The sequence below is a fragment of the Pontibacter sp. E15-1 genome (assembly GCF_022601975.1).
Classification (GTDB): Bacteria; Bacteroidota; Bacteroidia; order Cytophagales; family Hymenobacteraceae; genus Pontibacter.
In genome coordinates this window covers 46590-71369 of record NZ_JAKVIR010000023.1, presented here as the reverse complement: position 1 = coordinate 71369, position 24780 = coordinate 46590, and the positions used below count along the sequence as shown (strand labels likewise).

Genomic DNA, 24780 nt, shown 5'->3' with positions numbered 1-24780 from the left:
TTAGATGGTCTTGAGCACACGGATGATCTTATCGGCAGCTCCCCCTTGCCAATAGATGTTCGTATGATCCAGGGGTGGCAGTGAAGGTATTCGGTTGACAGTTGACAAAATCTCCGTTTGGCTGATGCGGCATTTCAGCACATTTGGGCCATGCTCCCGGCCGGCCTGCCTGCTCCCTAAGTCTACAACATATTTCCCGAAGGAGGCTGCCTCTAAAATGCCACTGGAGGTGTTGCCTAGCAGAAAAGCGCAGTGCTTCAAGCAGGTGAAGTATCCTTGGGTACCAAAGTTCTCGACAACTTTTATTTGTCTGCTGGTATCAGCACACTCCAGCAGTTTCTGCCGGATGGTATTGCCGGACGTATCGGCATTTGGCAACGTAACGATAACCTGGTACTCTAGTCTTTCCAAAACAGCCACTATTTCTGAAATATGCAAGCTATTGTGCTGTGGGTTTACCGTTTCCGGGTGAAAGGTGAAGAGCACGGAGGGAATGCTTAAATCTATCCCGAATTTTCTCTGAAATTCATCCAGTGTAAGCAGCGGGACGGTTGCTAGATTGTCTAAGCTTAATGCGCCTACACAATACACATTGTCGGTATCCTCAGTAATAGCGCTCACTCGTTGTGCAGCAGCTTCAGTTGAAGTAAAATGCAAGGTAGAGAACAGCGAGATACTGTGCCTAAACTGATTATCAATAGCGCCCAGGGTGGTTTCCCCGCCATGCAGGTGCGCTAACTTAACATGAAATGGAGCTGCAGCACTGACAGCGGAGAACATTTCGTAACGGTCGCCCAGGCAGAGCACGTAGTCATACCTGTCTTCTTCCTGTGCCCATATTGCCGCGAATTTAAGAGAGGTCAAGGCCATAGAGGTGCTGATAGCCTCTTTCGAGTCAGCCGACAGGACCGTTTCTACATGGTGATCAATCTGAAAACCATCCTTCTCGATCTGAATGGCGGTATACCCGTGGAATTTACTTAGGTGCGAGCCAAATACCAGCAGTCTTAGATCAAAGTAAGCATCTGCCTGTAGTTTGTTCAGGAGGGGCAGGTATATACCATAGTCAGCCCTTGAGCTTGTCAGTACAGCTATTCTCATTTCAGAAAGTCATATTGTAGCATGGCGTCTGCTCTCACCTCTTTCACAAGCTCCTTTCCTAATACCTGATTCAGTCGCATCGGAGAAATACCATTGCCGGGGCGCTTCATCACAAGGTCTTCCTGTTTGAGTATATGCCCACTGTGTAAATCGTGGGCCACAAAAATACTCTTCCGCGCAACTGCCCTGTTTTTCTCTTCAGAAGGGGTCACGACCTTTTCAGGGCTTCCCAAGGCCAATTCGACATTTCGGATAGATTTGATCATGGCGCTCAATTCCATTGGCTCTAGGGAGGCCTTGTGGTCAGGCCCGGGAAGTTCACGGTCCAGTGTGAAGTGCTTTTCTATGACGGCTGCTCCCAAGGCTGCTGCAGCAATGGGCACCTCTATCCCGGGGGTATGGTCAGAGTACCCGATCTTTACCCCGAACACCTCACCTATCTGCGTCATGGCTCTTAGATTCACCTCCGCTAGTGGGGCCGGATACTCGGTGGTGCAATGCAGTACTGTTAAATTCGCCCTGGATACTCCAGACGAGATAAGCACTTCGATCGCTTCACCGATCTCGTCCATCGTTGACATGCCTGTAGACAGGATGACAGGTTTGCCTTTCTGGGCTATATGCTGGAGGTATGGGTAGTTGGTTATTTCACCGGAGGGTATTTTAAAGATATCTACACCCAGCTTTTCCAGGAAGTCAATGCTGTCTTCATCGAAGCCAGTAGACAAGAATTTAATCCCTTTATTGACGGCATGCGCTAACAAGATATGATGGTCTTCCTCGCTTAACTCCAGCTTCTTCAGCATCCCATACTGCGAGTTGTCCTCTTCCTGAAAGTTCCTGTTTTGATAGTCAGCTTTCTGTGCTTCCTTGCTCACCAGTTTCTCGGCTCTAAACGTCTGGAACTTGACGTAGTCTGCCCCTGCTTGGGCTGCAACATTAATCAGCTGTTTTGCAAGGTTGATATCGCCATTGTGGTTAACGCCGGCCTCCGCTATGATGATGGATCTTTTCATTTTATATATGGTCTGGCTGGGTTCCCAAACCAAATCTGGTTATTGGGTACGTCTCTCAATACAACTGCACCGGCACCGATGATGGCATTGCTGCCGATCGTTATACCCTGCTTCACGACAGCGCCTGCACCTATAAAGGCCTCGTTTCCAACCTCTACATTTCCGGCGAGCACTGCCCCTGGGGCAACGTGTACAAAATTACCAACGCTGCATTCATGATCAACAATACATCCTGTATTTAGTATAACTCCTTCTCCTATGGTTGCCAGGGTATTGATTTTTGCCCCCACAGCCACAAATGTCCCTTCTCCTAAAATTGCCCTCGGCGAGATTTCGCTTCGCGGGTGGGCAATGAGGGTTGTTTGCAAACCGGCCGCGCGCAAATCATTCAGGACGCGCCTTCTGACCCTGTTGTCTCCGATACCGACAAAAAACTTACCGCTGTTTGCGATTACAATTGCTAAATTTTCATAGTTCCCCTCAAAGCCAAGATAAGGCAGTCTGAAGTGATTTAGGCTGCTTTGTTCTCTTTCAAAATACCCAATAAGTTTATGCCCGGACAGTTCTATGGCTTCGGCTACGACATAAGCGTGTCCGGAGTATCCGACTAACGCTATTTGCTCTATCATGCTATCCTGACACTACTTGGTATATTCACTAATCGATCCTCTATCCATAGGCTGTTCTGTAGGCCATCATGCTGCGCATCCCTGAACATGGGAAGTTTGTGCATGAGCGTCCAGGCCGGGCGAGTCATCACGCCGCTTTTGTTTGTGACCTCCAGGAAAGCGTCCCTTTCGCCTCTGTCCTGCATCAAAAGAACATTCAACCAGTAGTTTGCCTGTGCATCAGCCGTCTCTGTCTGAAAGGCTATACCAACCGAAGAAAAGAAATCACGGTATAAGCCTGCCAGTTCCCGCTTGTTTTCAACAAAGCGGGGCAGCTGCTCTAACTGAGCACAGGCCATGGCAGCGTTCAGGTTCGGCATGCGGTAGTTATAGCCGATCATATCATGGTTAAATTCCCAGGCATGTGGCACTTTCGCTTGCGTGGTTAGGTGCCTGGCCAACTTGGCGAGATCTTCATCGTCTGTTACAATCGCACCTCCTCCCCCACACGTTATGGTTTTATTCCCGTTGAAACTGAAAGTGCCCAGTTGCCCAAATACCCCCGTGTGCTTTCCCTTGTAATAGCTTCCCAGTGACTCTGCGGCATCCTCCACAAGGGCAATGTTCCATTCAGCACAAATGGCGGCAATTTCATCTATCTTGCAGGGAAACCCAAAGCTGTGCATAGGCACACACGCAGCCACGCGCCTGCCGGAAACCTTGTTGTAGGTGAACCCGTTTCGCAGCTCACAGTGGCTACTCAAAAAGTCCTGTAGCTTCTCAGCAGACATCCCCAGCGTATCCATATCCACATCCACGAAAACAGGAATTGCTCCTATATAACTAATCGCGTTGGCTGTGGCGACAAACGTCAGCGCCTGCGAAATGATTTCCTCCCCCTGTTTCACACCGGCCACCAGCAGGGCCATATGTAAAGCAGCTGTCCCGTTCACGGTGGCAACAGCGAATTTTGCCCCGGTCAGATCGGCCATCATGCCTTCAAACTTGTTCACATAGGCTCCAACCGAAGAGACAAACGTGGACTCAATGGCGTCCGCCACGTACTCCTTCTCTCTGCCTATAAATTTGGGCTCATGCAAAGGGATGAATTCCTCATCCGGATAAAGGGACTTTATATGGGCGATGGCACTTTCGAAGTTAGCAGGCATTGTTTGTCTATGAAAAGCCTTATATCAGATATTATAAATATCAGCTTTGTACTGGCTCAGATTCTCTTTATCGCTAAACCAGGCTATTGTCTCGGCGAGTCCTTCTTTTAAAGAATAACTTGGCTGCCAGCCAGTATACTGTTTTATTTTCTCATTGGAGCCAAATAACCGGAATACTTCACTTTTTGCAGGGCGCAGCCGCTGATTGTCCGTTACTATTTTTGAATTAGGGTTTATCTGGCGGATCAGTTCCTGCGCCAGTTCCCCAATTGCAATTTCGGACTGCGTGGCCAGGTTCACTTCATGCCCGATCAGCTCGCGGCACTTTGCTATTTCAATAAAGCCCCTGGCAGTATCTTTCACAAAAAGCAGGTCTCTCGTTGGTGTCAAGTCTCCCAGTTTGATTTCCTCCACGCCCTTGAGCAGTTGCGTGATAACGGTCGGTATAACCGCCCTTGCCGATTGGCGCGGCCCGTAGGTATTAAACGGCCTGACAATAGTCACAGGCAGGTTAAAGCTTCTGTAGAAAGACTCGGCTATCGCATCAGCTCCAATCTTAGTGGCCGAATAAGGAGACTGTCCCTGTTTTGGGTGCAGTTCAGTGATAGGTACAAACTGCGCCGTGCCATATACCTCGGAGGTAGAAGTGACCAGCACCCTTTCCGTGCCTAAATCGCGAGCGGCCTGTAAAACATTCAGCGTCCCTTTGATGTTAGTATCCACGTAGCTGTCTGGGGAGTGGTAGCTATAAGGGATGGCAATCAAAGCCGCGAGGTGGAAAACATAGTCTACCCCCTGCATAGCCGTCCGCACTCCGTTTGGGTCTCTTACATCACCAGAGAAGATCGTCAGTTTGTCTTTTTTATGTGTCGGGAGGCTGTCTAACCAGCCCCAGCTATTGAAAGAATTGTAAAGCACAAAAGCTTTGACGGTACAATCTTCCTTTAAAAGCATTTCCGTTAAGTGGCTTCCAATAAAACCGTCAGCGCCTGTAACAAGCACTGTCTTCCCTTTCAGACTCATATAGGACAGGTATGTGAGAATAAAATTCCTCTAATTTAAAGGTGCTAAATTATGGCTTTCTTAAACCAAATGAAACATGTTAATGTAAAATAGCCTTGAACATAACTATAAAAAGTACATTCCTTTAAACTTAACTAGAAGCTACCCAAGGCACTACATTAAAACCTTTTGCAGGAAGTAGAACCTTTAGTACCTTGGATTCCCGTTACACAACCCCACACATGAGCGAAAAAATCGAAACCAGTTTTGAACATAGATTGCTGCTCCGCCAATTGGAGCTGAAAGACTACAAAGAAGTACAAGAAATCATGAACCTGGTGTACCGTAACATAGACGGCGCCTGGACACGCAAAGAGTTCTCGAACCTGCTGAAGAAGTTTCCGGAGGGCCAGATATGCATCGAGGACAACGGCACGGTGGTGGCTGCCGCCCTGAGCCTGGTGATCAGCTACGACAAGTATGGCGACAAGCATACCTACGAGCAGATCATCGACAACGGCACTTTCAAATCCCACGACCCGGATGGCGAGACGCTTTATGGCATCGATGTGTTTGTGCACCCGGAATACCGCAACCTGCGCCTGGGCCGCCGCCTCTACGATGCCCGCAAGGAAATCTGTGAGAACCTGAACCTGCGCGGCATCATTGCCGGAGGCCGTATACCTGGGTATAAAGACTATGCCGACAAGCTGACGCCGGCCAAGTACATCGAGATGGTACGCAACAAAGAACTGTCTGACCCGGTCCTCTCCTTCCAGCTCAGCAACGGTTTCCACGTCCGTAAAATTCTGAAAAACTACCTGCCCGACGACAAGGAATCACGCTCATACGCCACACTCCTGGAGTGGATCAACGTGTATTATGAGGAGAAGGAGGAAATTATCGGTGGCCGCAAGACGGTGGTGCGCATCGGTATTGTGCAATGGCAGATGCGCGCGGTAAAGGATCTGGAGGATTTTATGCAACAAGTGGAGTTTTTTGTCGACACGGTAAGCTCGTATAAGTCGGACATCGTGGTGTTCCCTGAGTTCTTCAATGCGCCGCTGATGGCCCTCACCAACGAGGAGTCTCCCTCAGAGGCGATCCGGAGCATGGCCGAGTATACCGAGGAGATCCGGGAGCGCATGGTGCAGCTCGCGCTCTCCTATAACATCAACATCATCGCTGGCAGCATGCCGGAGTATTACGACAACAAGCTTTACAACGTAAGCTACCTCTGCCGCCGCGACGGCACCTACGATGCGCAGTACAAACTGCACGTTACGCCCGACGAGTCGCATTACTGGGGTATGCGCGGAGGCCATAAACTGAAGATTTTTGACACAGACATTGGAAAGATCGGTATCCTGATCTGCTACGACGTGGAGTTCCCGGAGCTGGCCCGCATGCTGTCAGACATGGACATGAAAATCCTGTTTGTGCCTTTCTGGACGGATACCAAAAACGCCTACCTTCGGGTACGCCTATGCTCGCAGGCACGCGCCATCGAGAACGAGTGCTATGTGGCCATCACGGGTAGTGTCGGTAACCTGCCGAAGGTGGAGAACATGGACATTCAGTATTCCCAGTCTGCCGTCTTCTCCCCTTCTGACTTCGCCTTCCCGCATGACGCCGTAATTGCTGAGGCTACCCCTAACACCGAGATGACGCTAATAGCGGACTTAGATCTGGACTTGTTGAAAGACCTTAACGCCGCAGGTAGCGTGCGCAACCTGAAAGACCGCCGCAAGGACCTATATAACCTGAGCTGGGTAACGCGGAAGGAAGAGTAAATACTATTCACCGGAATGAAGAAGAGCCGCTGCCCTTTAAAAGGCAGCGGCTCTTCTTCATTCCGGTGAAAAAAATTAAGCGCGATTTCTCTTCTTATTTTCCAGATATAGGGCTACAAACATGCCTATGAACAAAGCTACAACGGCACTGGATACCATATAGATTAACAATCTGGGCCCCGAAGGCTTATTTCTCGAGTAAAAGCCAGTGACAACCTGAATATTATCAATCTGCTCTAACGAAGCTTCTAGTTCAACTTGCTTTTGGTATAAACTAATGCTTTCTCGGTACAGGTTCGTCGGATCGATTGGCTCGCCATATACAAATCCGTTTACAGGTCCCCGGGGGTTAATCACTTCAGACTTGAGCGTGTCCATAGAAACAATCTCAGACTTATACTTCGAAATCAAGTCCTCCACTTTTTTCTGCTTGATCCTTTTTTGCTTGGAGAAGTAAGGGTTGTTCTCAAGATAATTTGTGATAGCCGGCTCCATCGAACTAAACAGTTGCTTATCATAGAGGGTAAGCTCTACTTTGAAAGGAGAGCCTGTTAAAACGCTGTCTTCAGCGATTCTTAGCTGGTCAAGGTTAGAAAACATTAAGGACTTGATCTGGCGTGCTGCCTCAACGGAAATATCTAAATTAGCGGCAAGCCCCTCGACATTGCCTTCCCCGACCATCGATGAAAGCTTGTTCAGTTGGTCTTCCACAAACTCATTTCTTATTTCCGCCAAGACCATCGTCATAGACGAGGTATAATATGGTCTTTCTAAGGAATAATCAGCATATCCAATTCCTAAACCAATTAATAGTATCATTAAAAAGGGTATAAGCTGGGATTTAATGGCACGAGCAACATAGCTGATCTTATTGCCAATACTCTGAAAAAACCGCTGGATGTAGTCAAAGACAACCCTCAGATCAACTTCATCGCGTTCATTTTGCATTCTTTCCTGCTGATGTTCCTTTAACATTTACTTAAAATTGTATCCGGACAAATATACTAGCAATATTGAATAAGTTTACAACTGCAGTTTGTGAAATTATTTTGTGTAATTTTGGACCATTGAAAATGAGCTATATGTTATTACAGCTCATGCCCTCAGCACCACCATTCACCTATGAAACTACAAATGGTTGACCTACAGGGTCAATACTACCGTGTAAAGGTAGAAATTGACGCTGCCATTCAAAATACCATTCAATCAGCAGCATATATCAATGGCCCTGCTGTAGCTGAATTCGCTACAGAATTAGCTACTTATACTGGATCAAGGCATGTTATCCCTTGTGCAAACGGCACTGATGCCTTGCAACTCGCCATGATGGCTCTGGGCCTGAAAGAAGGTGATGAGGTCATTGTTCCAAGCTTTACTTATGTGGCCACAGCCGAAGTGATAGCATTATTGGGTCTCACCCCTGTTTTTGTGGATGTGGACCCGACCACCTTTATGATTTCGCCTGAGCATGTGGCAGCCAAAATCACCCCTAAAACCCGCGCCATCGTGCCTGTGCACCTTTTTGGGCAATGTGCTGACATGGAGCCGATTATGCAAATCGCGAGAGAGCATCAGGTTCATGTAATTGAAGACACGGCGCAGGCCATTGGTGCAACTTATACCTTTAGTGACGGTACTACAAAGCACGCCGGCACCATGGGCACGATCGGTACAACATCTTTCTTCCCCTCAAAAAATTTGGGTTGTTACGGCGATGGCGGGGCAATTTTTGTCCAGGACGAGGCACTTGCCCTTCGTATCAAGATGATTGCAAACCACGGCCAGCGGGTAAAGTACCATCATGATATCGTTGGGGTTAATTCCAGGTTAGACACACTTCAGGCAGCCATTCTGCGTGTGAAGCTCAAACAACTCGACGCATACAATACGCAAAGAAACAAATCGGCAGCATTTTACGACAACGCCTTACAAAAATACGCCTCCATCTCCATTCCTGAGCGAAGCCCCTCTTCGACGCATGTTTTTCATCAGTATACCCTGGTCTGCCACGATTTCGACAGAGAAGAGTTAAGGGACTATCTCGCACAGAAGGGCATCCCATCGATGGTATATTATCCTATACCACTTCATCTTCAGAAAGCTTACAGTAATTATGTGTATACGAAAGGAGATTTCCCGGTTTCTGAGATGCTTTCGGAGCGCGTGATCTCATTGCCTATCCATACAGAGCAAGAGGAAGAGGAGTTGCTATACATTTCAGACGCTGTGGTCGAGTTCATAACAAGTAAAGGATTATAACAAGAATGGAATTTTTTAGCCACGCGACTGCGATTATAGACGCGGGTTGCACCATCGGGGCCGGAAGTAAAATCTGGCACTTCTCCCATATCATGCCAGACTGCCGAATTGGTGAGAATTGCAATATCGGCCAGAATGTAGTGATCTCGCCACAGGTTGTATTAGGAAACAATGTGAAAGTACAGAACAACGTCTCTATTTACACCGGGGTAACCTGCGATGATGATGTGTTTCTGGGGCCTTCCATGGTGTTTACGAATGTGACGAACCCCCGAAGCGCCATTAACCGACGCGACCAGTATGCCCGAACCCATGTAGGCAAAGGGGCTACCATCGGAGCCAATGCCACTGTGGTATGCGGCCATGACATAGGCGAATACGCCTTCATTGGAGCTGGAGCCGTGGTAACCAAAGACGTTCCCGCCTTTGCGCTTGTAGTTGGTAACCCATCCAGACAAATTGGCTGGATGAGCGAATATGGACACAAGCTCTCGTTTGATGCACAAGGCAATGCCGCCTGCCCTGAAAGTGGCCAGACGTACCGGCTGCAAGACAAGCATGTAATCCGAGTAAGCTAATTACCCCAAATGACCTACATAGAAAACAAAGTTAAGTTTGCCATTGTTGGCTGCGGCCATATTGGCAAAAGGCATGCAGAAATGATACTGCGTCATCCGGAGGCAGAGCTTATTGCCCTCTGCGACATACGTCCCGCCTCTGAGGTAGGCACAGAAATATATGATGTGCCTTTTTACGCGTCTATCGATGCATTACTGGATGCAGAGCAGCCAGATGTTGTAAACATCTGTACACCTAACGGATTGCATGCCACCCAGGCAATTGCCGCCTTAAACAAGAAAATGCACGTGGTCTGCGAAAAGCCGATGGGGCTGACAAAGGCAGGCTGTGAGGCGGTTATTTTCAAGGCGCTTCAGGTATCCCGGAATATATTCTGCGTGATGCAGAACAGGTACTCCCCGCCCTCTGTCTGGATAAAGGATGTGATCGAGAACAACATTCTGGGCGATGTATACATGGTGCAGATCAATTGCTATTGGAACCGCGACGACCGCTACTACAAACCCGGCAGCTGGAAAGGAAACAAGGAGCTGGACGGCGGGACCCTGTTCACGCAGTTTTCGCATTTCGTCGATATCATGTACTGGCTGTTTGGCGACATCACCAACATTCAGGCAAAGTTTAATGACTTTGCCCACAAGCACTCCACAGACTTCGAAGACTCCGGGTTTGTTTCGTTTGATTTCATCAACGGGGGTATGGGCAGTATCAATTATTCATCAGCCGTGTGGGACACCAATCTGGAAAGCAGCTTGACCATACTCGGCTCCAAGGGAAGCGTGAAAATCGGCGGACAATACATGAATGAAGTAGAGTACTGCCACATTCAGGATTATACTATGCCAGATCTCCCCCCCTCCAACCCTGCAAACGACTATGTCCACTACAAAGGCTCTGCCTCTAACTACCGCTCCATCTTCGAAAATGTGGTAGACACGCTTAAAGGCAGATCCACAATCACTACCAATGCTCTGGAAGGATTAAAAGTAGTGGAAATGATCGAAAGGATTTATGCCACAAAAAATGAGTAAGTTATATTTTCGGGTCTATTGGAATGAATAATCGGCAGTAGCCTCCCCTGATGTCAGAAAGGGTATGTTTCAGTGGTAGGATTTCAGCTTTAGGAATATTTTCAGGATTTTCAGGGCTTAAAAAACAATTTAAAAAGTCCTTTCGCTGTCACTACTTCAAAGAGTGCTAGCTGTAATAAATGGCCATCTAATCCAATTAGTAATATCAACCAACTGCCTTATCTTTGTTTCATACTTACATGAAACGCCACACCTATGATCACAATAATAGACTATGGCCTTGGCAATCTGGGCTCAATACTGAACATGCTTAAAAAAATAGGGGCAAAAGCACAGATAAGCTCCTCGCTTCAAGAAATTGAGAGAGCAGAGAAACTGTTGTTGCCAGGTGTAGGGGCATTTGATAATGGAATGGCACAGCTCAGAGCGCGAGGTATGGTAGAGCTGCTAAATTGGAAGGCCCTGGAACAGAAAGTGCCTGTGCTGGGCATTTGCCTAGGTATGCAACTGCTGGGAAACAGAAGCGAAGAAGGGCACGAATCAGGATTAGGCTGGATAGACGGCCAGAGCGTAAGGTTCAGTTTTGACGGTGCAAATAGCGGCCTTAAAGTGCCTCATATGGGGTGGAACCTAGTCGCAAATTCAAAACAGAGTGCCCTTTTGAAAGATATGCTGGAGGAGCTCAGATTTTACTTTGTGCACTCCTACCATTTTGCCTGTAATCAGCCCCAAGACGAATTACTGAAAACACACTATGGGTTTGACTTTACCTCGGCAATCGAAAAGAACAACATCATGGGTGTGCAATTCCATCCTGAAAAAAGCCACAAGTTCGGAATGAGATTATTAAGTAACTTTGCCAACTTATAGCGCCACTATGTTGAAAACCAGAGTTATACCATGCCTGTTGCTTCGGGGCCAAGGATTAGTAAAAACGGTAAAGTTCAAAGACCCTAAATACGTTGGGGACCCGATAAATGCAGTAAAGATATTCAATGATAAGGAAGTTGATGAACTCATTTTCATGGATATTACCGCAACTATTGAGAAACGCGGCCCAAATTTTAAAATGATCTCGGAGATTGCTGCTGAGTGCTTTATGCCATTTGGTTATGGTGGGGGGATATCCCATATCGATGAGGTAAGAAGGATCATAAACGTAGGAGCAGAAAAAGTTATTCTGAATACTGCAGCACATTTAAACCCAAACCTGATTGAAGAGGCAGCCGCTCAGTTTGGAAGCCAAAGTATTGTTGTGGCAATTGACATAAAGAAGAGCATATTCGGGAAGGCAGAGGTGTTTATTGAGTCAGGCCAAAAAAAAGTAAGGATCTCGCCGGTTGACTTAGCTAAAAGAGTAGAGCAATTAGGGGCAGGTGAGATTATTGTCAACTCTATCGATCGAGATGGCACAGGTGAGGGATATGATATTGATTTATTAAATAAGATTTCAAGCAGTGTACACATCCCTATAGTAGCCAGTGGTGGAGCTGGTAAATTAGCAGATTTTAGAGAAGCTAAAACAAGAGGGGGTGCTTCCGCTGTTGCGGCAGGAAGCATGTTTGTTTTTCATGGCAAGCACCGTGCAGTGCTGATTACATATCCTGAATATGCTGAGCTTGAAGCATCGTTAAACTAAAAAAATGAAAAGAGCTTACCAGATTTGCATCCGATGTATTATGGATACATCGGATGCTGCTATCCAATTTGATGATGAAGGCGTTTGTAACCATTGCCATGAATTTGACGCAATGGCTAAAGTGCTTTATTATACGGATGAGGAGAAAAAAGCAAAGCTTCAAAAGCTAGTAGCAGAAATTAAAGAGGCAGGCAAAAGCAAGGACTATGACTGTATTATTGGATTGAGTGGAGGCGTTGATAGCTCCTACCTGGCTTATTGTGCGAAAGAGTTAGGCTTGCGACCACTGGGCGTACATTTAGATAACGGATGGAATTCAGAACTCGCCGTAAAGAATATCGAGAACATAGTAAAGAAATTGGACATTGACCTTTATACATATGTTGTTGACTGGGAAGAATTTAAAGACATACAGCTTGCTTATTTAAAGGCGTCAGTTGTTGACATCGAAGTTGTCACGGACAATGCTATCTTTGTGATATTGGATCGGATAGCTAAGGAACACAAGGTCAGTTATTTTTTGAGCGGCACTAATTTCGCGACTGAGAACGTAATGCCGCAATCATGGTTTTATGTCAACAAGATTGATAGCCGCAATATCAACGCTATCTATAAGAAATATGGCAGCTTTAAAAAGTTGAGCAGCTACCCCATGTTCAGCACATTTGAATATTGGAGGTATTCATATTTCAATAAAGTTAAGACGGTGCCTCTACTTAATTACCTGCCATACAATAAGTCTGAGGCAATGGAGTTTTTGAAGGAAAAACTGAATTGGAGAGATTATGGAGGGAAACATTGGGAATCAAAATTCACTCAATTTTATCAGGTATATATTTTACCTTTCAAGTTCGGCATAGACAAGAGGCGCGCCCATATCTCAAGCCTTGTCTTAACAAATCAGCTAAGCAGAGAAGAAGGCTTGATGGAAATGTCTAAAGAATTGTATGATCAGGGGAAACTGAATGATGATATTGAATATATGCTAAAAAAATTCGATATCTCTCGTGATGAGTTCGATAAAATAATGTCACAGCAACCCATACCCCATAGCCATTACCCATCTTTTAGTGCCATAAAAAGCAAGTTAAGCAAAGCAAAGCATGCCTTTCTCGGGAAGAAGTAAGAAACTGATGCTAAACAAAAAGAGAGTTCTCTTCATTACCCACGATACTAGTCTTTATGGTGCTTCAAGAAGCCTACAGACACTTATCCGAAATCTGAGGGATGTGGAGGTGGATTTGGTTATCCGTAGGCGATTCTTCAGGAAAAATGATCTTGAGCAAGTCCGCAGTTTTTTTGGTAGCAACGTTCGTTCTATTCACGAATTTCATTTGCCATTCGACCCAAGTTACATTGGTAAAAACGCGAGTAAGCTTATCCTGAAACTGACAAAAATGCTGTGGCTGAAAGATGCCGCCAGCATTTATCATTTTATCAAATCCAACGACTACGATTACATTCATCTGAACTCGCTTGTGTTACACGATATCATCAACAGTGATTTTAAATTTATCATACATATTAGGGATATTTTTGACGGTTCTAACCTGAAGGCGATCAAATCCTTAGAAATGGCTGCTGGCGTCATTTATATCGACGAAGCAACGGAAAAGCCTTTCCGAAACCTACCCCTTAAGAACAGTATCGTTCTGAACAACCCTTTTGATATGCAACACTTATCTGCTATAAATATTGAGGAGATATACACTAAAGTCAAAATTCAGGGTGGAAAAACCATTTTCTCTATCATTGGAAAAGTCGTTAAAATAAAAGGGGTTGACTTAGTGATCAAAGCCTTTAAACAAGTCATCAATAAAGATGCAATTTTGCTTGTTGTTGGTGATGGCGGTGACAAGCACTTTCTGAATTACTGTAAAGACCTTGCAAAAGAAGACTCTCGCATTGAGTTTTATGGCGAAGAGCCCAATATAGAAAATGTATATTTAGTTAGTGATTACATCTTACGAGCAGACCCTCAGTTTTGTATTGGCAGAACAATATATGAAGGCTTATATGCCGGATGCCATGTAATCATGCCTGGTGATGAAGCTGATAAAGAGAAAATATTCGAGATCGAAAAATTCTCTGACAAAATATCAGTCTATACTCCCGGTAGCGTAGCTGCGATGGCGAAAGTATTACAGTTAAAAGCTTCAGTTAAAATAACTAATAGAGCATTTGATTCAAATGTGGCAGCCTACATAAATAAATTCAGCAATTTCATTAATAAAAGTATTTATTAGCCTTGGCACTCAGATCACATTGAAACGAATTGGTAGATGAGAGTAGAAGGAGGCAACAGTCGGAAAGAAATCAACGCCTTGAGTAACCTTGATTTTCCCAGAGTCACTATTGTAACGGCTGTTTACAATGGAGCGGCTTACTTGGAGCAAACTATCTTGAGTATTCTCAGTCAGACGTATAAAAATATAGAGTACATCATTATTGACGGCGGTTCATCTGATAGCACACTTGATATCATTAAAAAATATGACGATCGCATTTCGTTCTGGATCAGTGAACCAGACAAAGGTATTTATGATGCTTGGAACAAGGCCATATTGCTGGCAACAGGCGAATGGATTGCCTTTGTAGGTGCTGATGATGTTGTTTTGTCTAAAGCCGTTGAGCAATTTGTAGATCATATTAAACAGGCCAATAATCCAAACCTCGAATTCATATCTGCCAAAATACAACTTGTAGACTTTGGATTGAAACCGATAAGAATAAAAGGCGAGCCATGGTCATGGCAACGATTTAGAAAATTTATGGATATAGGTCATGTCGGTGCATTTCACAATGTGTACTTATTTAGAAAGTATGGGATGTTTGACATAAGTTTTAAAATTGCTGCAGACTATGAGTTCCTGCTTAGGCCAAGGGAAAAGCTTATTGCCTCACATATGGAGCAGATAACTGTGCTGATGCGGGTGGGAGGCTTCAGCAACAGCAATATTCGGGTATTTAAAGAGGCATATAGAGCAAAAGTAAAAACCGGCGGACGAAACAGCTTAATCAGCAAGGCAGAATACATTATTGCGCTTTCCAAGTTTTATATAAGAACGATGTTATCCATATCCAAGTAAGGTATGAAAAGAATTCTCAGTTTCATTACCATATTCACTCTCTTCTTGGATGACTTTGTGCTCACCAGAACTCCCTTTGACTTTTATTTCTATTATATAATTTTTTCAGTAGTTGTTATACTGTACTACATTGTAAAGCAGCAGTTACCCATTGACAGAAAGTTTCTAATTATATTGCTTCTAATTTTTTTTATCAGCTTAGTAAAAACACTTCTCAATGAGTACCCTATAACTTCGCCAATAAAACAAGTTATCGCAATACTTATTTCATCAATACCTTATTATTTAATTATAAAGATCAATAAATACGATGTAATTGAAGTATTTCGTATATATCTAAAATCCTGTTACTTAGTATGCGTTCTTGGAATCATTCAGGAATTAACATATATATTTTTTAATATCGAATATGGCTACAAATATAAAGTAACATCTATTGTAAGCGAGCCAGCACATTTGGCCATAGCCCTTGCTCCTGCCTTTTTCTTAGCAATAAATAAACTCTTGTTTAAAAGTGAGACATCTCTGATTTCTCATAAGCAGGCTTGGCTGATATTTATCACATGGCTGCTTACTATGTCAGGTGTAGCCATGTTTGGGTTAGTTGCTTCTTTTATCATTATAGCACTTAACAAATACAACTTACTAAGCATGAAAATGAGAAAGTCGTATATTTTCTATACTGCTTTGGCTGCCGTTGTAATAGGATCAATGCTATATTTTATATATGTCAAGGTACCATTCATTAAATACAGGATTGACGATACTGTAAGCGTTATAAACCCTAAACAATCCCAAAAATTGGGTGATGTAAACCTAAGCACTTACACACTATATATTAATTTTCAAATAACCCTGGAATCACTTAGGCATAATCCAATTTTTGGATCTGGTTTGGGTACTCATAGGTATAATTATGACAAATACAGAGATAAAGTTTATAACTTTCAAACACAGAGCTATAAAGAAGTAGAGTTTAATAAAGATGACGCAAACTCTTTATTGCTAAGAATTTTATCTGAGCTTGGCCTTTTCGGTTTACTCCTTTCTCTTGTCTTCCTGTATGCTCTTAATATTAAGAAATTTGATAATTCTTACAATCAGTTATCAAAAAATTTGTGGCTTATTAACAATGGTTGTCTCCTATTCTTTTTGATGAGGCTTTTCAGGTTTGGCAACTATTCAGTACTAGGTTTCTTTCTATTTCTCTTTATCTTTAATTTTACATACAGGCAGTATAAAGCGAACTTAATTTTAAATCGTTAGACATGATTAGTGCTACAGTTTCGTTGATAAAGCATTATAAGACTTTAACTATAGCGTAAAAAAGTTAAGCTATGAAATAGGGGCTCCCAGGTTAAGGATTAATGATCACTTTATATTTATAAGCTACATCTCTGACGAAAACCGATGAGCAAAAAACCTAAGCAAACAATTGTGGTATCAGGAATCAATATGGTTGAAGGGGGTATACTCTCAATTTTATCAGATTGCCTTGCATATTTAGACACTTATCTTCATCAAGATTACAATATCGTTGCTCTAGTTCATAAGAAAAGTTTCTTTCAAACTAAACATGTTACATACATAGAGTATGAGGATGCCAAATCTTCTTGGTTCAGACGCATATGGTATGAATACTTTTATTTTAAAAAGCTTTCTCGGGAGCTTTCTCCCCTATTGTGGCTTTCTTTACATGATATGTCCCCGAACATAGACGCAAAGATAAAAGCTGTTTATTGCCATAATTCAACTCCTTTTTACAGTACTACCTTAGAGACCCTTAAGATGGAGCCTAAATTAGTGGCATTTTCAGCGTTTTATAAGTACCTATATAGAATAAATATAAAGAAGAACGATTATATAATTGTACAGCAAAAATGGCTCAGAGAAGAATTTAAGAAGTTGTTTAATGTCGATAATATTATTGTTTCTCATCCTACAGTAAATGTTCAGCCTGGTTCTGCAATACTAAACCACTCAAAAAAGCTACTTGCCCAAAATGGCCTGAAGCAAAACTTCATATTCTTTTACCCGAGCTTTCCAAGAGTATTCAAAAATTTTGAAGTGGCATTTGAAGCGTCTAAGCTATTGCAGCAGAGGGGCTACCATAACTTCAAATTAATAGTCACCTTAGCGGGAAATGAGAATAAATATGCAGCACACTTATACAGGCTATATAAAAATGATCCGTTGATTGAGTGGAAGGGTTTGCTACCCCGAAATGAAGTGTTTGACATATATGCTGAAGCCGATTGCCTTCTATTTCCGTCCAAACTTGAGACGTGGGGTTTGCCTATTACAGAGTTCAGGGAGTATAACAAACCTATGCTCCTGGCAAATCTCCCATATGCAAAGGAGACAGCTGAAGGCTATAGCAAGGCAAAATTTGTAGAGCCCGATAACCCTCCAAAACTTGCTGATGCCATGGAAGCGGCACTTAACAATTGCCTTGTGTTTGATAAAACCGAGTGCGAGAATCAGCCTCGAACCAAATTAGAAGTTGTTGGGTGGAAAGAGCTTTTCAGCGTGCTTCTTTACAAAAACGAAGGGCAACATGTTTGATATTACAGCTTCGATCGTTACATATTGCAATGATCCAGCCATACTGAATGAAGCAATCGAGAGCTTTCTTAACACGAAGCTACAGGTTCGCCTTTATATTATTGATAACTCCCCTACAGATAAGCTAAGAAATGAAGTAGTTCGGGATTCGCGCCTGTTATACCATTATAATAATCAAAATGTGGGCTTCGGCAAGGCACATAACTATGCGCTTCAGAAAAGTCTGGAGGACAGTAAGTATTGCCTTATCCTTAACCCAGATGTGTATTTTGGTAGCTCCGTGTTGGACAACCTCTTCACATATATGGAAGCCAATAACGAAGTCGGCTTAGTATCCCCTAAAGTGGTTTACCCTGATGAATCTATCCAACTCTCGTGCAGGCTCATTCCGAGTCCGCTGGATATGTTTGCCAGAAGAATACCACTTGGCGAAAAGATTTTCAGAGGCAGGATCAGGCAACATCAATATGAGGATGAAAGCTTCGAACATAACCTTGAAGTTCCTTTTTTACTGGGTTGCTTTCTGTTCTCCAGAACTTCAGTATTGAAAAAAGTGGGAGGTTTCGATGAAAGGTTTTTTATGTATATGGAAGATCTGGATTTGTGCCGCAGAATTGGAGCATGCAGTAGGCTAGTTTTCTATGCAAACGAGAGAATCTACCATCGTTATGAAAGAGCCTCTTCCAAAAAAATCAGAATATTTTATTACCACTTGAGGTCTATGGTTCAGTATTTCAATAAGTGGGGATGGCTCGTGGATAGGGAAAGGAAGAAAACAAACCTAGCAGCAAAAACCCATCAAATTAAAAATAAGAACGCTTAAAAGCCGGATGAATCTACTCAGTAGCTACCGTAATAAAACACCTTTTATATTAGTGTGCCTTTTAGGAATAACAATTCCTCAGCCGCTGCATCTGGAACGGGCAGTGGTGGTACTTATGTTTATCAGTGGTATCGTGGTTTTATACAACAGAAGAAAGCAACCTGATATCAGGGGCTCTTTATATTTACCTGCTTTGTTACCACCGCTATTCCTGATTATGCATGCCATTGGGCTGCTCTATTCTGATGATTTATCCAGAGGTTGGCATAACATAGAAACCAAACTTGCCTTGCTTGTCGTGCCATTATACGTCTCTATGGTTTGGAAGAATGGGCTGGACCGAAAAGAAACCGATAAGATTCTCCTTTTCTTTGTGTTATCCTGTTGCGCTGCTTACCTCTACCTCATCTTTAAGGCTTTATTGCTGCTTATTTCTGTGCAAGCACCTGAAGTTTCTGTAGCCTTTGCTTTTTCAAGGGATAACTTAGCAAGTTATTTGTTTCAACACCCGGTTTATATTGCTCTTATTGCGGCTTGTTGCTTTCAAGTTTTAGTTTATTTTCTGATGCAGTACTGGACGGGTATGACACTCATTAGGAAACTTGTCCTGATATTAGCGCTTATGATTTCATTCGGCGTTGTCATATTGATGGGAGCTCGGATGTCTTTGATAGCTGTAACAGTTACGGTTGTTGCCTGGCTATCGATCCTTATTCTTAACCGGCGAAAATATTTTCTAGGCTTGGTCCTTCTCCTGTTTTTTTCGGTGTCCGTTATAAGTGCAATCCTTTATATACCAAACATACGAGCAAGATTTAAAGAAATTGCAGATACTGAATTTGTCCCTCCAAAGGGAGCCTACCATAATTCCACAAACTTAAGAGTTGGTCAGCTATACTGTAGTTTAAAAGTTATTGAAGACAACTACATATGGGGCACAGGAACGGGCGATTATCAAACATCCTTAAATAAGTGCTATAAAGCCCATAACTTTAGTGACGTGCTTTATTTGTTAAGTTATAATCCTCATAATCAATATCTTCAATCTTTTTTAACATTAGGAATCATAGGAATACTACTGCTGTCAGGAGCGTTGCTAGTGCCACTGGTATTAGCTATAAGAGAGAAAGATTGGGTAGTCTTCATGCTCTTCCTGGTCCTGATGATGAGCATGACTACAGAATCTGTGTTGCAAACGAATCTTGGTGTCATGTTATTTGCCTTTATCTATGGCTTGTTCATCCTCCGATCGAAGCTGTATGATAAAACAAGCCACAGATAAAAACACCTTTACTGGTGGAATCACTCTAACTATAAAAAAGCTTGATAAGCCCACACACATAGGTAACTTGTTCCTCCGAAATTTCCGGGTATATCGGTAGAGATAAGATGCTGCTCTGATAATCCCTGGAAACAGGAAAATCTTCCAGAGTGTGGCAGAGATAATTATAGGCTTCCATAAATGGCAGGGGAACCGGGTAATGAATAGCCGTCTCCACACCGTTTTCACTAAGATATTTTATGAGTTCTTCGCGCCGTTCTGCCCTTATTACAAATAAGTGAAAAGAATGCATAGCATTCGGCCTAATTACTGGCAGTGCTACTTGCTTAACTCCTTTCAGGCTTTTAAGATACCATCCCGACACCATGTTTCTTTTCTCCGTCCACTCCAGAATGTATGACAGCTTTGCATTGAGTATAGCGGCTTGCAGGCCATCAAGCCGCGAGTTGATGCCTTCCATTTGGTGCTGGTGCTTTACCAAAGCTCCGTGATTAGCATACATCCGACAGTTTAGGGCTAGCTGTTCATCATTTGTCAAGATGCAGCCCGCATCGCCATATGCACCTAAGTTCTTGCCAGGGTAGAAACTGAATGTTGAGGCAATTCCGTAAGTGCCGGCCCGACGCAAATTTAACTCCGAAAAATGTGATTGAGCACAATCCTCAATCACATGCAGTCCATGTCTGTCGGCTATATCACAAATAATATCCATTTGCGCCATCTGGCCATATAGATGTACTGGTATGATAGCTTTGGTTTTCTTCGTTATTTTCTCTTCAATTCTGGCAGGGTCTATTGTAAAATAATCAGGTTCGATGTCTACGAAAACAGGTTTAGCACCTGCTTGTGAGATAGTCTCTGACGTAGAGATCCAACTGCAAGCAGTAGTTATCACTTCATCTCCAGGCCCCACACCCAGCATCTTAAGTACAATATAAATCGCGTCAGTACCGTTTGCGCAGCTGATGCAGTGGTTTACCCCATAAAGTTCTGCAAAGTTCTTCTCAAATTCTTTCACGTGCTTTCCACCTATAAACGAGGTTTCGTGAAGTACTTCTGCTATAGCAGCGTCCACACTTCCTTTAATCGTGAGGTATTGAGCCCTTAGATCAACAAAAGGTATTTTTTTCATTATGATTGAATATCTCTTAAAAATTTAGCTGGGTTCCCAGCATATATACCGGGTTTGGTAATATCTTTTGTCACAACGGCTCCAGCTCCAATCACCACCCCGTCACAAATGGCAACAGGCAAAATGGTTGCGTTTGAACCTATAGAGACACTGTTGCCTATCAGTGTGGACATCCACAGTGTCTTGTCTCCCTGTGCGGGACCGCCTGAGGAGAAGGAATCGTTGATAAACATGACACCGTGCCCTATAAAGCAGTCTGATCCGATTGTGACAAGCTCACAAATGAAAGTGTGTGACTGTATACGGCAGTTCTCCCCTATCAAAACATCCTTTTGTATTTCTACAAAAGGTCCGATAAAAGAGCCTTTACCAATAGAGCAGCCATATAAGTTTACGGGTTGCACTACTTCTACCCCATCGCCAAAAGCTACATCCTTGATGCCGGCCTGCAAAATTTTTGGATTAAGCATGTAGCTGAGCGGCCGTGTAAATTTTATCGATGATTTCAACTGTCTTAAGGCCCTCAAATCCATTCGTTGCAATCACACCATTGCTTTCAAGTACCTCGATCACGTTCTGATACACCTTATCGTGATTAGACATTGAGCCTACATAATTACCGTAATTGTTAGGAGGGTTTCCCGGCGGTAAGCCGGACACTTCATAGTCTAAGATCTGCTGATACTCCAATTCATTAAGATACTGGCCACCGATTTTAACAGTGCCTTTTTCTCCAAAAATAGTAAGAGAGCCTTCCATATTTTTCTGAAAGGAGTTAACAGTATAGTTAACTGTTCCGATGACTCCATTATAAAACTCCAGTATGGCCGTGCCTTGGTCTTCAAAATCAATAAGATCATTGTGGATGGCATTTGTTACATAAGCATTAACCTTTTTCACGTCTCCTACTATCCAGTATAGCAAATCAATAAAGTGGCTAAACTGAGTATATAGCGTGCCTCCATCTAAGTCCTTTGTTCCTTTCCAGGAGTTATGGTAATAATCGGCATTCCTGTTCCAGAAGCAATTGAGTTGCACACTCAGTATTCTGCCCATACGGCCTTGCTCCACGAGCTCTTTCACAGCTTTTACAGGAGGATTAAATCGATTTTGTTTTACGATAAAAAGCCGTCTGTTTGCATTTTCAGCGGCTTTGATCATCTCCCCACAGTCAAATACACTGATTGCCATCGGTTTTTCGCATAGAACATGCTTTCCAGCCCTTAGTGAGAGTATAGTATGCTTTGCATGAAGGCCGTTTGGAGTACAGATACTCACCATATCACATGCTTCCTGCTCCAGCATGTCCTCTAAAGAGGAGTAAGATTTCACCTGATATTGATCAGCCAGAGACATTGCTTTCTCTTTATCTATATCGCATACAGCGGCAAGGGTGGCTTGGTTAGAAATGTGCTCTGCATGACGGTTGCCAATACGCCCACAGCCAAGCAAAGCGATTTTTAAGTTTGATTTCATACTTTTTAAACACAATTTGTTTCATACTATTTGGGAGGGCAAATTTAGGCACTTATGCCTATTAATACACATAAAATAACCACTTAAGCATTCAGATACCTTTATTCCCAACATATTTGAATGCATGAATTGGTTTTAATAAAATAAAATATAAATAATGCTTGTTACCATTAGATTACTGGCATAATCTAAGTTATAAACACTAAACTATATAGTAAATATTTTGATACGGATAAAAATGATTGCTTTACCTTTGTAATCAAACAGAACATGTTTTCGTCTATATATAACATGGCCAAAATTGCGGGTAAGATTAATAATTCATCGAAAACCATAAGGGTATATTACTATTTATATTTGGCCTGCAAAATGCCCATCAAGGATCCTGGCTTGGTATTTTTCGCTTCTAAAGACGAAATTTGGACATGCTCAAATTACAATCCTCTAAGTATAAACGAATTTATATTTATAATGAGTTAATATGTATGTTAACAGCGATACATATAAAGCGAAATGGTAGGCTATGAAGATATAAGGTATCGCTAAAGCATTCTCCCTTATTAGTTATTGCATATTTTAGTAAATAGGCTTTCAAGAGAGGAGTTGTCAGTGTTTTTTGCTGTGTTGTGAGTATTACATATATCAATGCACAAAAGCGCACGTTATAAATCGGTAACGATGTAGTCGAACATGACGAAAAAGGATGAATCTTTTCATTAAACATCATGAACAGTGCCTTCTTCGTTAACTGACCATAATACTATATAACCTGGGGTATGTATAATAATTAGTGTTTTAAATTAACGTAACCTTGCCAAGACTATATTCCAAATATATAAAGCTAGTACATGCTACAGGCGATATTATTGCTATCGCATTGTCTTCTGTCCTATCTTTTCATATAATCAGAACCGAGGAAGCTAACAATATTTCAATTCAACATGGGTCGTTTATGTTGTTTGCTTGGTTGGCATGGTTCATTTGCGCTACATTAGTGAGTACATATAGGCTTTACCGCGTCACTCCAACTGCTAAAGCATTGATCAATGCTTTAAAAGCCATTACTCTTTATGTAATTTTAATCGAGGCAACTATAAGTGTCTTACATGTTACAGTTATTTCTAAATCATTTCGTTTTAATCACTATGCTATTCTGCTGGTTTTAGTATTATGCTGGCGGCTTATAGTTATTACTGTACTAAAGTTATATAGGGCTAGAGGGTATAATTATAGAAATGTAATTATTGTAGGTTATAGTAAATCCGGTAAAGAGCTTAAGAAATTTTTCAAAAGGCATCCGGAGTTAGGCTATAGATTTCTTGGGTTTTTTGACGATAATGCCAATTCTGATTCTGACATAAAAGGTACGATTGAAAGCGTTGAGGATTATGCACTTCAATATGGAGTTGATGAGATATATTGTTCACCTTTTGAATTAAAAAAATTTCAGTTAACACAGCTGATTAATTTTGTAGACAATAACCTGATACGCATCAAGTTCTTACCTGACCCTGGATCCCTGCCTTATAAAAATCTTAAGATTGATTTCTATGACTTACTGCCCGTACTTATACTCCGTACAATTCCTCTCGATGATGCCATCAACAAATTCTTTAAAAGAGTATTCGACTTTCTGTTCGCACTACTGATTATAGTCTCCGTATTGTCCTGGATGCTTCCGCTGTTAGCCATACTGATAAAAATTGATTCAGAAGGCCCTGTGTTTTTCAAGCAAGAACGCTCAGGCATTGACAATAAAAAATTCAAGTGCTGGAAATTAAGGACGATGTACGCCAATAAAGATGCAAACACGCAACAAGCCCGTAGAGGTGATGCACGTATTACTCTTATTGGCGGATTTCTCAGAAGGTCAAGTTTGGATGAATTGCCTCAATTTTTCAATGTGTTGTTTGGCCAAATGTCAGTCGTGGGTCCCCGCCCTCACATGCTAAAGCACACCCAAGAGTATGCAGCTATCATTGACAAGTTCATGGTTCGGCATCTCATTAAGCCAGGCATTACTGGTCTTTCTCAGATTAGAGGCTTTAGAGGAGACACAAGTGAGGTATATCAAATGCGCGGCCGTGTAAAACTTGATATATTTTATCTTGAAAACTGGTCTTTCTTACTTGATCTAAAAATCATCTTTTATACTGTATACAATATAATGAGGGGAGATAAAGCAGCTTTTTAATGATATAAATTTTTAACGTTCA

The 24780-nt window shown here is 42.7% G+C and carries 23 protein-coding genes; 14 read left to right on the top strand and 9 right to left on the bottom strand.

Annotated elements, in window-relative coordinates:
- From neuC to MKJ04_RS16325, 5 genes are read right to left on the bottom strand one after another with little or no spacing between them, the layout of a single operon-like run.
- Positions 1-1101: a UDP-N-acetylglucosamine 2-epimerase gene (gene neuC / locus MKJ04_RS16345; protein ID WP_241642729.1), complete on the bottom strand. Its 1101-nt coding sequence runs from the start codon at positions 1099-1101 to the stop codon at positions 1-3.
- The gene (gene neuB / locus MKJ04_RS16340; protein WP_241642728.1) at positions 1098-2117 is read right to left on the bottom strand and encodes an N-acetylneuraminate synthase; all 1020 of its coding nucleotides are present in this window, start codon (positions 2115-2117) and stop codon (positions 1098-1100) included. Before neuB ends, neuC begins: the two co-directional genes overlap by 4 nt.
- A complete protein-coding gene (locus MKJ04_RS16335; protein WP_241642726.1) occupies positions 2114-2746 on the bottom strand; it encodes an acetyltransferase in 633 nt (210 codons plus the stop codon). Before MKJ04_RS16335 ends, neuB begins: the two co-directional genes overlap by 4 nt.
- Positions 2743-3894: a LegC family aminotransferase gene (locus MKJ04_RS16330; protein WP_241642724.1), complete on the bottom strand. Its 1152-nt coding sequence runs from the start codon at positions 3892-3894 to the stop codon at positions 2743-2745. Before MKJ04_RS16330 ends, MKJ04_RS16335 begins: the two co-directional genes overlap by 4 nt.
- 24 nt (positions 3895-3918) lie before the next feature.
- On the bottom strand, positions 3919-4917 hold the full coding sequence (locus MKJ04_RS16325) for an NAD-dependent 4,6-dehydratase LegB (protein ID WP_241642723.1): 999 nt from the start codon (positions 4915-4917) through the stop codon (positions 3919-3921).
- Positions 4918-5138: 221 nt separating this feature from the next.
- Between MKJ04_RS16325 and MKJ04_RS16320 the strand changes: the two genes are divergently transcribed.
- Positions 5139-6689, top strand: a complete 1551-nt coding sequence (locus MKJ04_RS16320) for a carbon-nitrogen hydrolase family protein (RefSeq protein ID WP_241642722.1) — start codon at positions 5139-5141, stop codon at positions 6687-6689.
- A gap of 75 nt (positions 6690-6764) precedes the next feature.
- Here MKJ04_RS16320 and MKJ04_RS16315 read toward each other — a convergent pair whose 3' ends face one another.
- On the bottom strand, positions 6765-7664 hold the full coding sequence (locus MKJ04_RS16315) for a chain length determinant protein (RefSeq protein WP_241642721.1): 900 nt from the start codon (positions 7662-7664) through the stop codon (positions 6765-6767).
- A 147-nt stretch (positions 7665-7811) separates the two neighbouring features.
- Here MKJ04_RS16315 and MKJ04_RS16310 point away from each other — a divergent pair, with 147 nt between their 5' ends.
- The 12 genes from MKJ04_RS16310 (at position 7812) to MKJ04_RS16255 (ending at position 19956) form a co-directional block, all read left to right on the top strand.
- Positions 7812-8948 (top strand): DegT/DnrJ/EryC1/StrS family aminotransferase, encoded by a 1137-nt coding sequence (locus MKJ04_RS16310; RefSeq protein ID WP_241642720.1) that lies wholly within the window; start codon positions 7812-7814, stop codon positions 8946-8948.
- 5 nt (positions 8949-8953) lie between these two features.
- Positions 8954-9526 carry an acyltransferase gene (locus MKJ04_RS16305; RefSeq protein WP_241642719.1) on the top strand — a complete coding sequence of 191 codons (573 nt, stop codon included), beginning with the start codon at positions 8954-8956 and terminating at the stop codon, positions 9524-9526.
- A gap of 9 nt (positions 9527-9535) precedes the next feature.
- Positions 9536-10558, top strand: coding sequence for a Gfo/Idh/MocA family protein (locus tag MKJ04_RS16300; RefSeq protein ID WP_241642718.1), 1023 nt, complete (start codon positions 9536-9538; stop codon positions 10556-10558).
- A gap of 255 nt (positions 10559-10813) precedes the next feature.
- Positions 10814-11428, top strand: a complete 615-nt coding sequence (gene hisH / locus MKJ04_RS16295; RefSeq protein ID WP_241642717.1) for an imidazole glycerol phosphate synthase subunit HisH — start codon at positions 10814-10816, stop codon at positions 11426-11428.
- Positions 11429-11435: 7 nt separating this feature from the next.
- The gene (locus tag MKJ04_RS16290) at positions 11436-12197 is read left to right on the top strand and encodes an AglZ/HisF2 family acetamidino modification protein (protein WP_241642716.1); all 762 of its coding nucleotides are present in this window, start codon (positions 11436-11438) and stop codon (positions 12195-12197) included.
- A gap of 4 nt (positions 12198-12201) precedes the next feature.
- Positions 12202-13323 carry an N-acetyl sugar amidotransferase gene (locus MKJ04_RS16285; protein WP_241642715.1) on the top strand — a complete coding sequence of 374 codons (1122 nt, stop codon included), beginning with the start codon at positions 12202-12204 and terminating at the stop codon, positions 13321-13323.
- Positions 13301-14443: a glycosyltransferase gene (locus tag MKJ04_RS16280; protein WP_241642714.1), complete on the top strand. Its 1143-nt coding sequence runs from the start codon at positions 13301-13303 to the stop codon at positions 14441-14443. The genes MKJ04_RS16285 and MKJ04_RS16280 overlap by 23 nt, the downstream gene beginning before the upstream one ends.
- A gap of 36 nt (positions 14444-14479) precedes the next feature.
- Positions 14480-15286, top strand: a complete 807-nt coding sequence (locus MKJ04_RS16275) for a glycosyltransferase family 2 protein (RefSeq protein WP_241642713.1) — start codon at positions 14480-14482, stop codon at positions 15284-15286.
- Positions 15287-15289: 3 nt separating this feature from the next.
- Positions 15290-16552, top strand: coding sequence for an O-antigen ligase family protein (locus tag MKJ04_RS16270; RefSeq protein ID WP_241642712.1), 1263 nt, complete (start codon positions 15290-15292; stop codon positions 16550-16552).
- Between the two features lie 144 nt (positions 16553-16696).
- Entirely contained in the window at positions 16697-17851 is a 1155-nt protein-coding gene (locus MKJ04_RS16265) for a glycosyltransferase (RefSeq protein ID WP_241642711.1), read from the top strand.
- Positions 17844-18674: a glycosyltransferase family 2 protein gene (locus MKJ04_RS16260; RefSeq protein ID WP_241642710.1), complete on the top strand. Its 831-nt coding sequence runs from the start codon at positions 17844-17846 to the stop codon at positions 18672-18674. Before MKJ04_RS16265 ends, MKJ04_RS16260 begins: the two co-directional genes overlap by 8 nt.
- Before the next feature lie 7 nt (positions 18675-18681).
- Positions 18682-19956, top strand: a complete 1275-nt coding sequence (locus MKJ04_RS16255; RefSeq protein ID WP_241642709.1) for an O-antigen ligase family protein — start codon at positions 18682-18684, stop codon at positions 19954-19956.
- A gap of 25 nt (positions 19957-19981) precedes the next feature.
- Here MKJ04_RS16255 and MKJ04_RS16250 read toward each other — a convergent pair whose 3' ends face one another.
- Genes MKJ04_RS16250 through MKJ04_RS16235 form a run of 3 tightly spaced genes read right to left on the bottom strand, consistent with a single transcriptional unit; the run spans position 19982 to position 22564 of the window.
- Positions 19982-21088, bottom strand: coding sequence for a DegT/DnrJ/EryC1/StrS family aminotransferase (locus MKJ04_RS16250; protein WP_241642708.1), 1107 nt, complete (start codon positions 21086-21088; stop codon positions 19982-19984).
- On the bottom strand, positions 21088-21558 hold the full coding sequence (locus tag MKJ04_RS22895; protein WP_317246725.1) for an acyltransferase: 471 nt from the start codon (positions 21556-21558) through the stop codon (positions 21088-21090). The genes MKJ04_RS16250 and MKJ04_RS22895 overlap by 1 nt, the downstream gene beginning before the upstream one ends.
- On the bottom strand, positions 21551-22564 hold the full coding sequence (locus tag MKJ04_RS16235) for a Gfo/Idh/MocA family protein (protein ID WP_241642707.1): 1014 nt from the start codon (positions 22562-22564) through the stop codon (positions 21551-21553). The genes MKJ04_RS22895 and MKJ04_RS16235 overlap by 8 nt, the downstream gene beginning before the upstream one ends.
- 811 nt (positions 22565-23375) lie before the next feature.
- Between MKJ04_RS16235 and MKJ04_RS16230 the strand changes: the two genes are divergently transcribed.
- Positions 23376-24758 carry an undecaprenyl-phosphate glucose phosphotransferase gene (locus tag MKJ04_RS16230; protein ID WP_241642706.1) on the top strand — a complete coding sequence of 461 codons (1383 nt, stop codon included), beginning with the start codon at positions 23376-23378 and terminating at the stop codon, positions 24756-24758.
- Positions 24759-24780: the final 22 nt, after the last annotated feature.

Coding starts and splice junctions, on each gene's coding strand:
- MKJ04_RS16325 (WP_241642723.1), bottom strand. CDS start 4,917: ATGAGTCTGAAAGGGAAGACAGTGCTTGTTACAGGCGCTGACGGTTTT.
- MKJ04_RS16310 (WP_241642720.1), top strand. CDS start 7,812: ATGAAACTACAAATGGTTGACCTACAGGGTCAATACTACCGTGTAAAG.
- neuC (WP_241642729.1), bottom strand. CDS start 1,101: ATGAGAATAGCTGTACTGACAAGCTCAAGGGCTGACTATGGTATATAC.
- MKJ04_RS16255 (WP_241642709.1), top strand. CDS start 18,682: ATGAATCTACTCAGTAGCTACCGTAATAAAACACCTTTTATATTAGTG.
- MKJ04_RS16330 (WP_241642724.1), bottom strand. CDS start 3,894: ATGCCTGCTAACTTCGAAAGTGCCATCGCCCATATAAAGTCCCTTTAT.
- neuB (WP_241642728.1), bottom strand. CDS start 2,117: ATGAAAAGATCCATCATCATAGCGGAGGCCGGCGTTAACCACAATGGC.
- hisH (WP_241642717.1), top strand. CDS start 10,814: ATGATCACAATAATAGACTATGGCCTTGGCAATCTGGGCTCAATACTG.
- MKJ04_RS16305 (WP_241642719.1), top strand. CDS start 8,954: ATGGAATTTTTTAGCCACGCGACTGCGATTATAGACGCGGGTTGCACC.
- MKJ04_RS16335 (WP_241642726.1), bottom strand. CDS start 2,746: ATGATAGAGCAAATAGCGTTAGTCGGATACTCCGGACACGCTTATGTC.
- MKJ04_RS16250 (WP_241642708.1), bottom strand. CDS start 21,088: ATGAAAAAAATACCTTTTGTTGATCTAAGGGCTCAATACCTCACGATT.
- MKJ04_RS16270 (WP_241642712.1), top strand. CDS start 15,290: ATGAAAAGAATTCTCAGTTTCATTACCATATTCACTCTCTTCTTGGAT.
- MKJ04_RS16275 (WP_241642713.1), top strand. CDS start 14,480: ATGAGAGTAGAAGGAGGCAACAGTCGGAAAGAAATCAACGCCTTGAGT.
- MKJ04_RS16260 (WP_241642710.1), top strand. CDS start 17,844: ATGTTTGATATTACAGCTTCGATCGTTACATATTGCAATGATCCAGCC.
- MKJ04_RS16290 (WP_241642716.1), top strand. CDS start 11,436: ATGTTGAAAACCAGAGTTATACCATGCCTGTTGCTTCGGGGCCAAGGA.
- MKJ04_RS16320 (WP_241642722.1), top strand. CDS start 5,139: ATGAGCGAAAAAATCGAAACCAGTTTTGAACATAGATTGCTGCTCCGC.
- MKJ04_RS16315 (WP_241642721.1), bottom strand. CDS start 7,664: ATGTTAAAGGAACATCAGCAGGAAAGAATGCAAAATGAACGCGATGAA.
- MKJ04_RS16235 (WP_241642707.1), bottom strand. CDS start 22,564: ATGAAATCAAACTTAAAAATCGCTTTGCTTGGCTGTGGGCGTATTGGC.
- MKJ04_RS16285 (WP_241642715.1), top strand. CDS start 12,202: ATGAAAAGAGCTTACCAGATTTGCATCCGATGTATTATGGATACATCG.
- MKJ04_RS16300 (WP_241642718.1), top strand. CDS start 9,536: ATGACCTACATAGAAAACAAAGTTAAGTTTGCCATTGTTGGCTGCGGC.
- MKJ04_RS16280 (WP_241642714.1), top strand. CDS start 13,301: ATGCCTTTCTCGGGAAGAAGTAAGAAACTGATGCTAAACAAAAAGAGA.
- MKJ04_RS22895 (WP_317246725.1), bottom strand. CDS start 21,558: ATGCTTAATCCAAAAATTTTGCAGGCCGGCATCAAGGATGTAGCTTTT.
- MKJ04_RS16265 (WP_241642711.1), top strand. CDS start 16,697: ATGAGCAAAAAACCTAAGCAAACAATTGTGGTATCAGGAATCAATATG.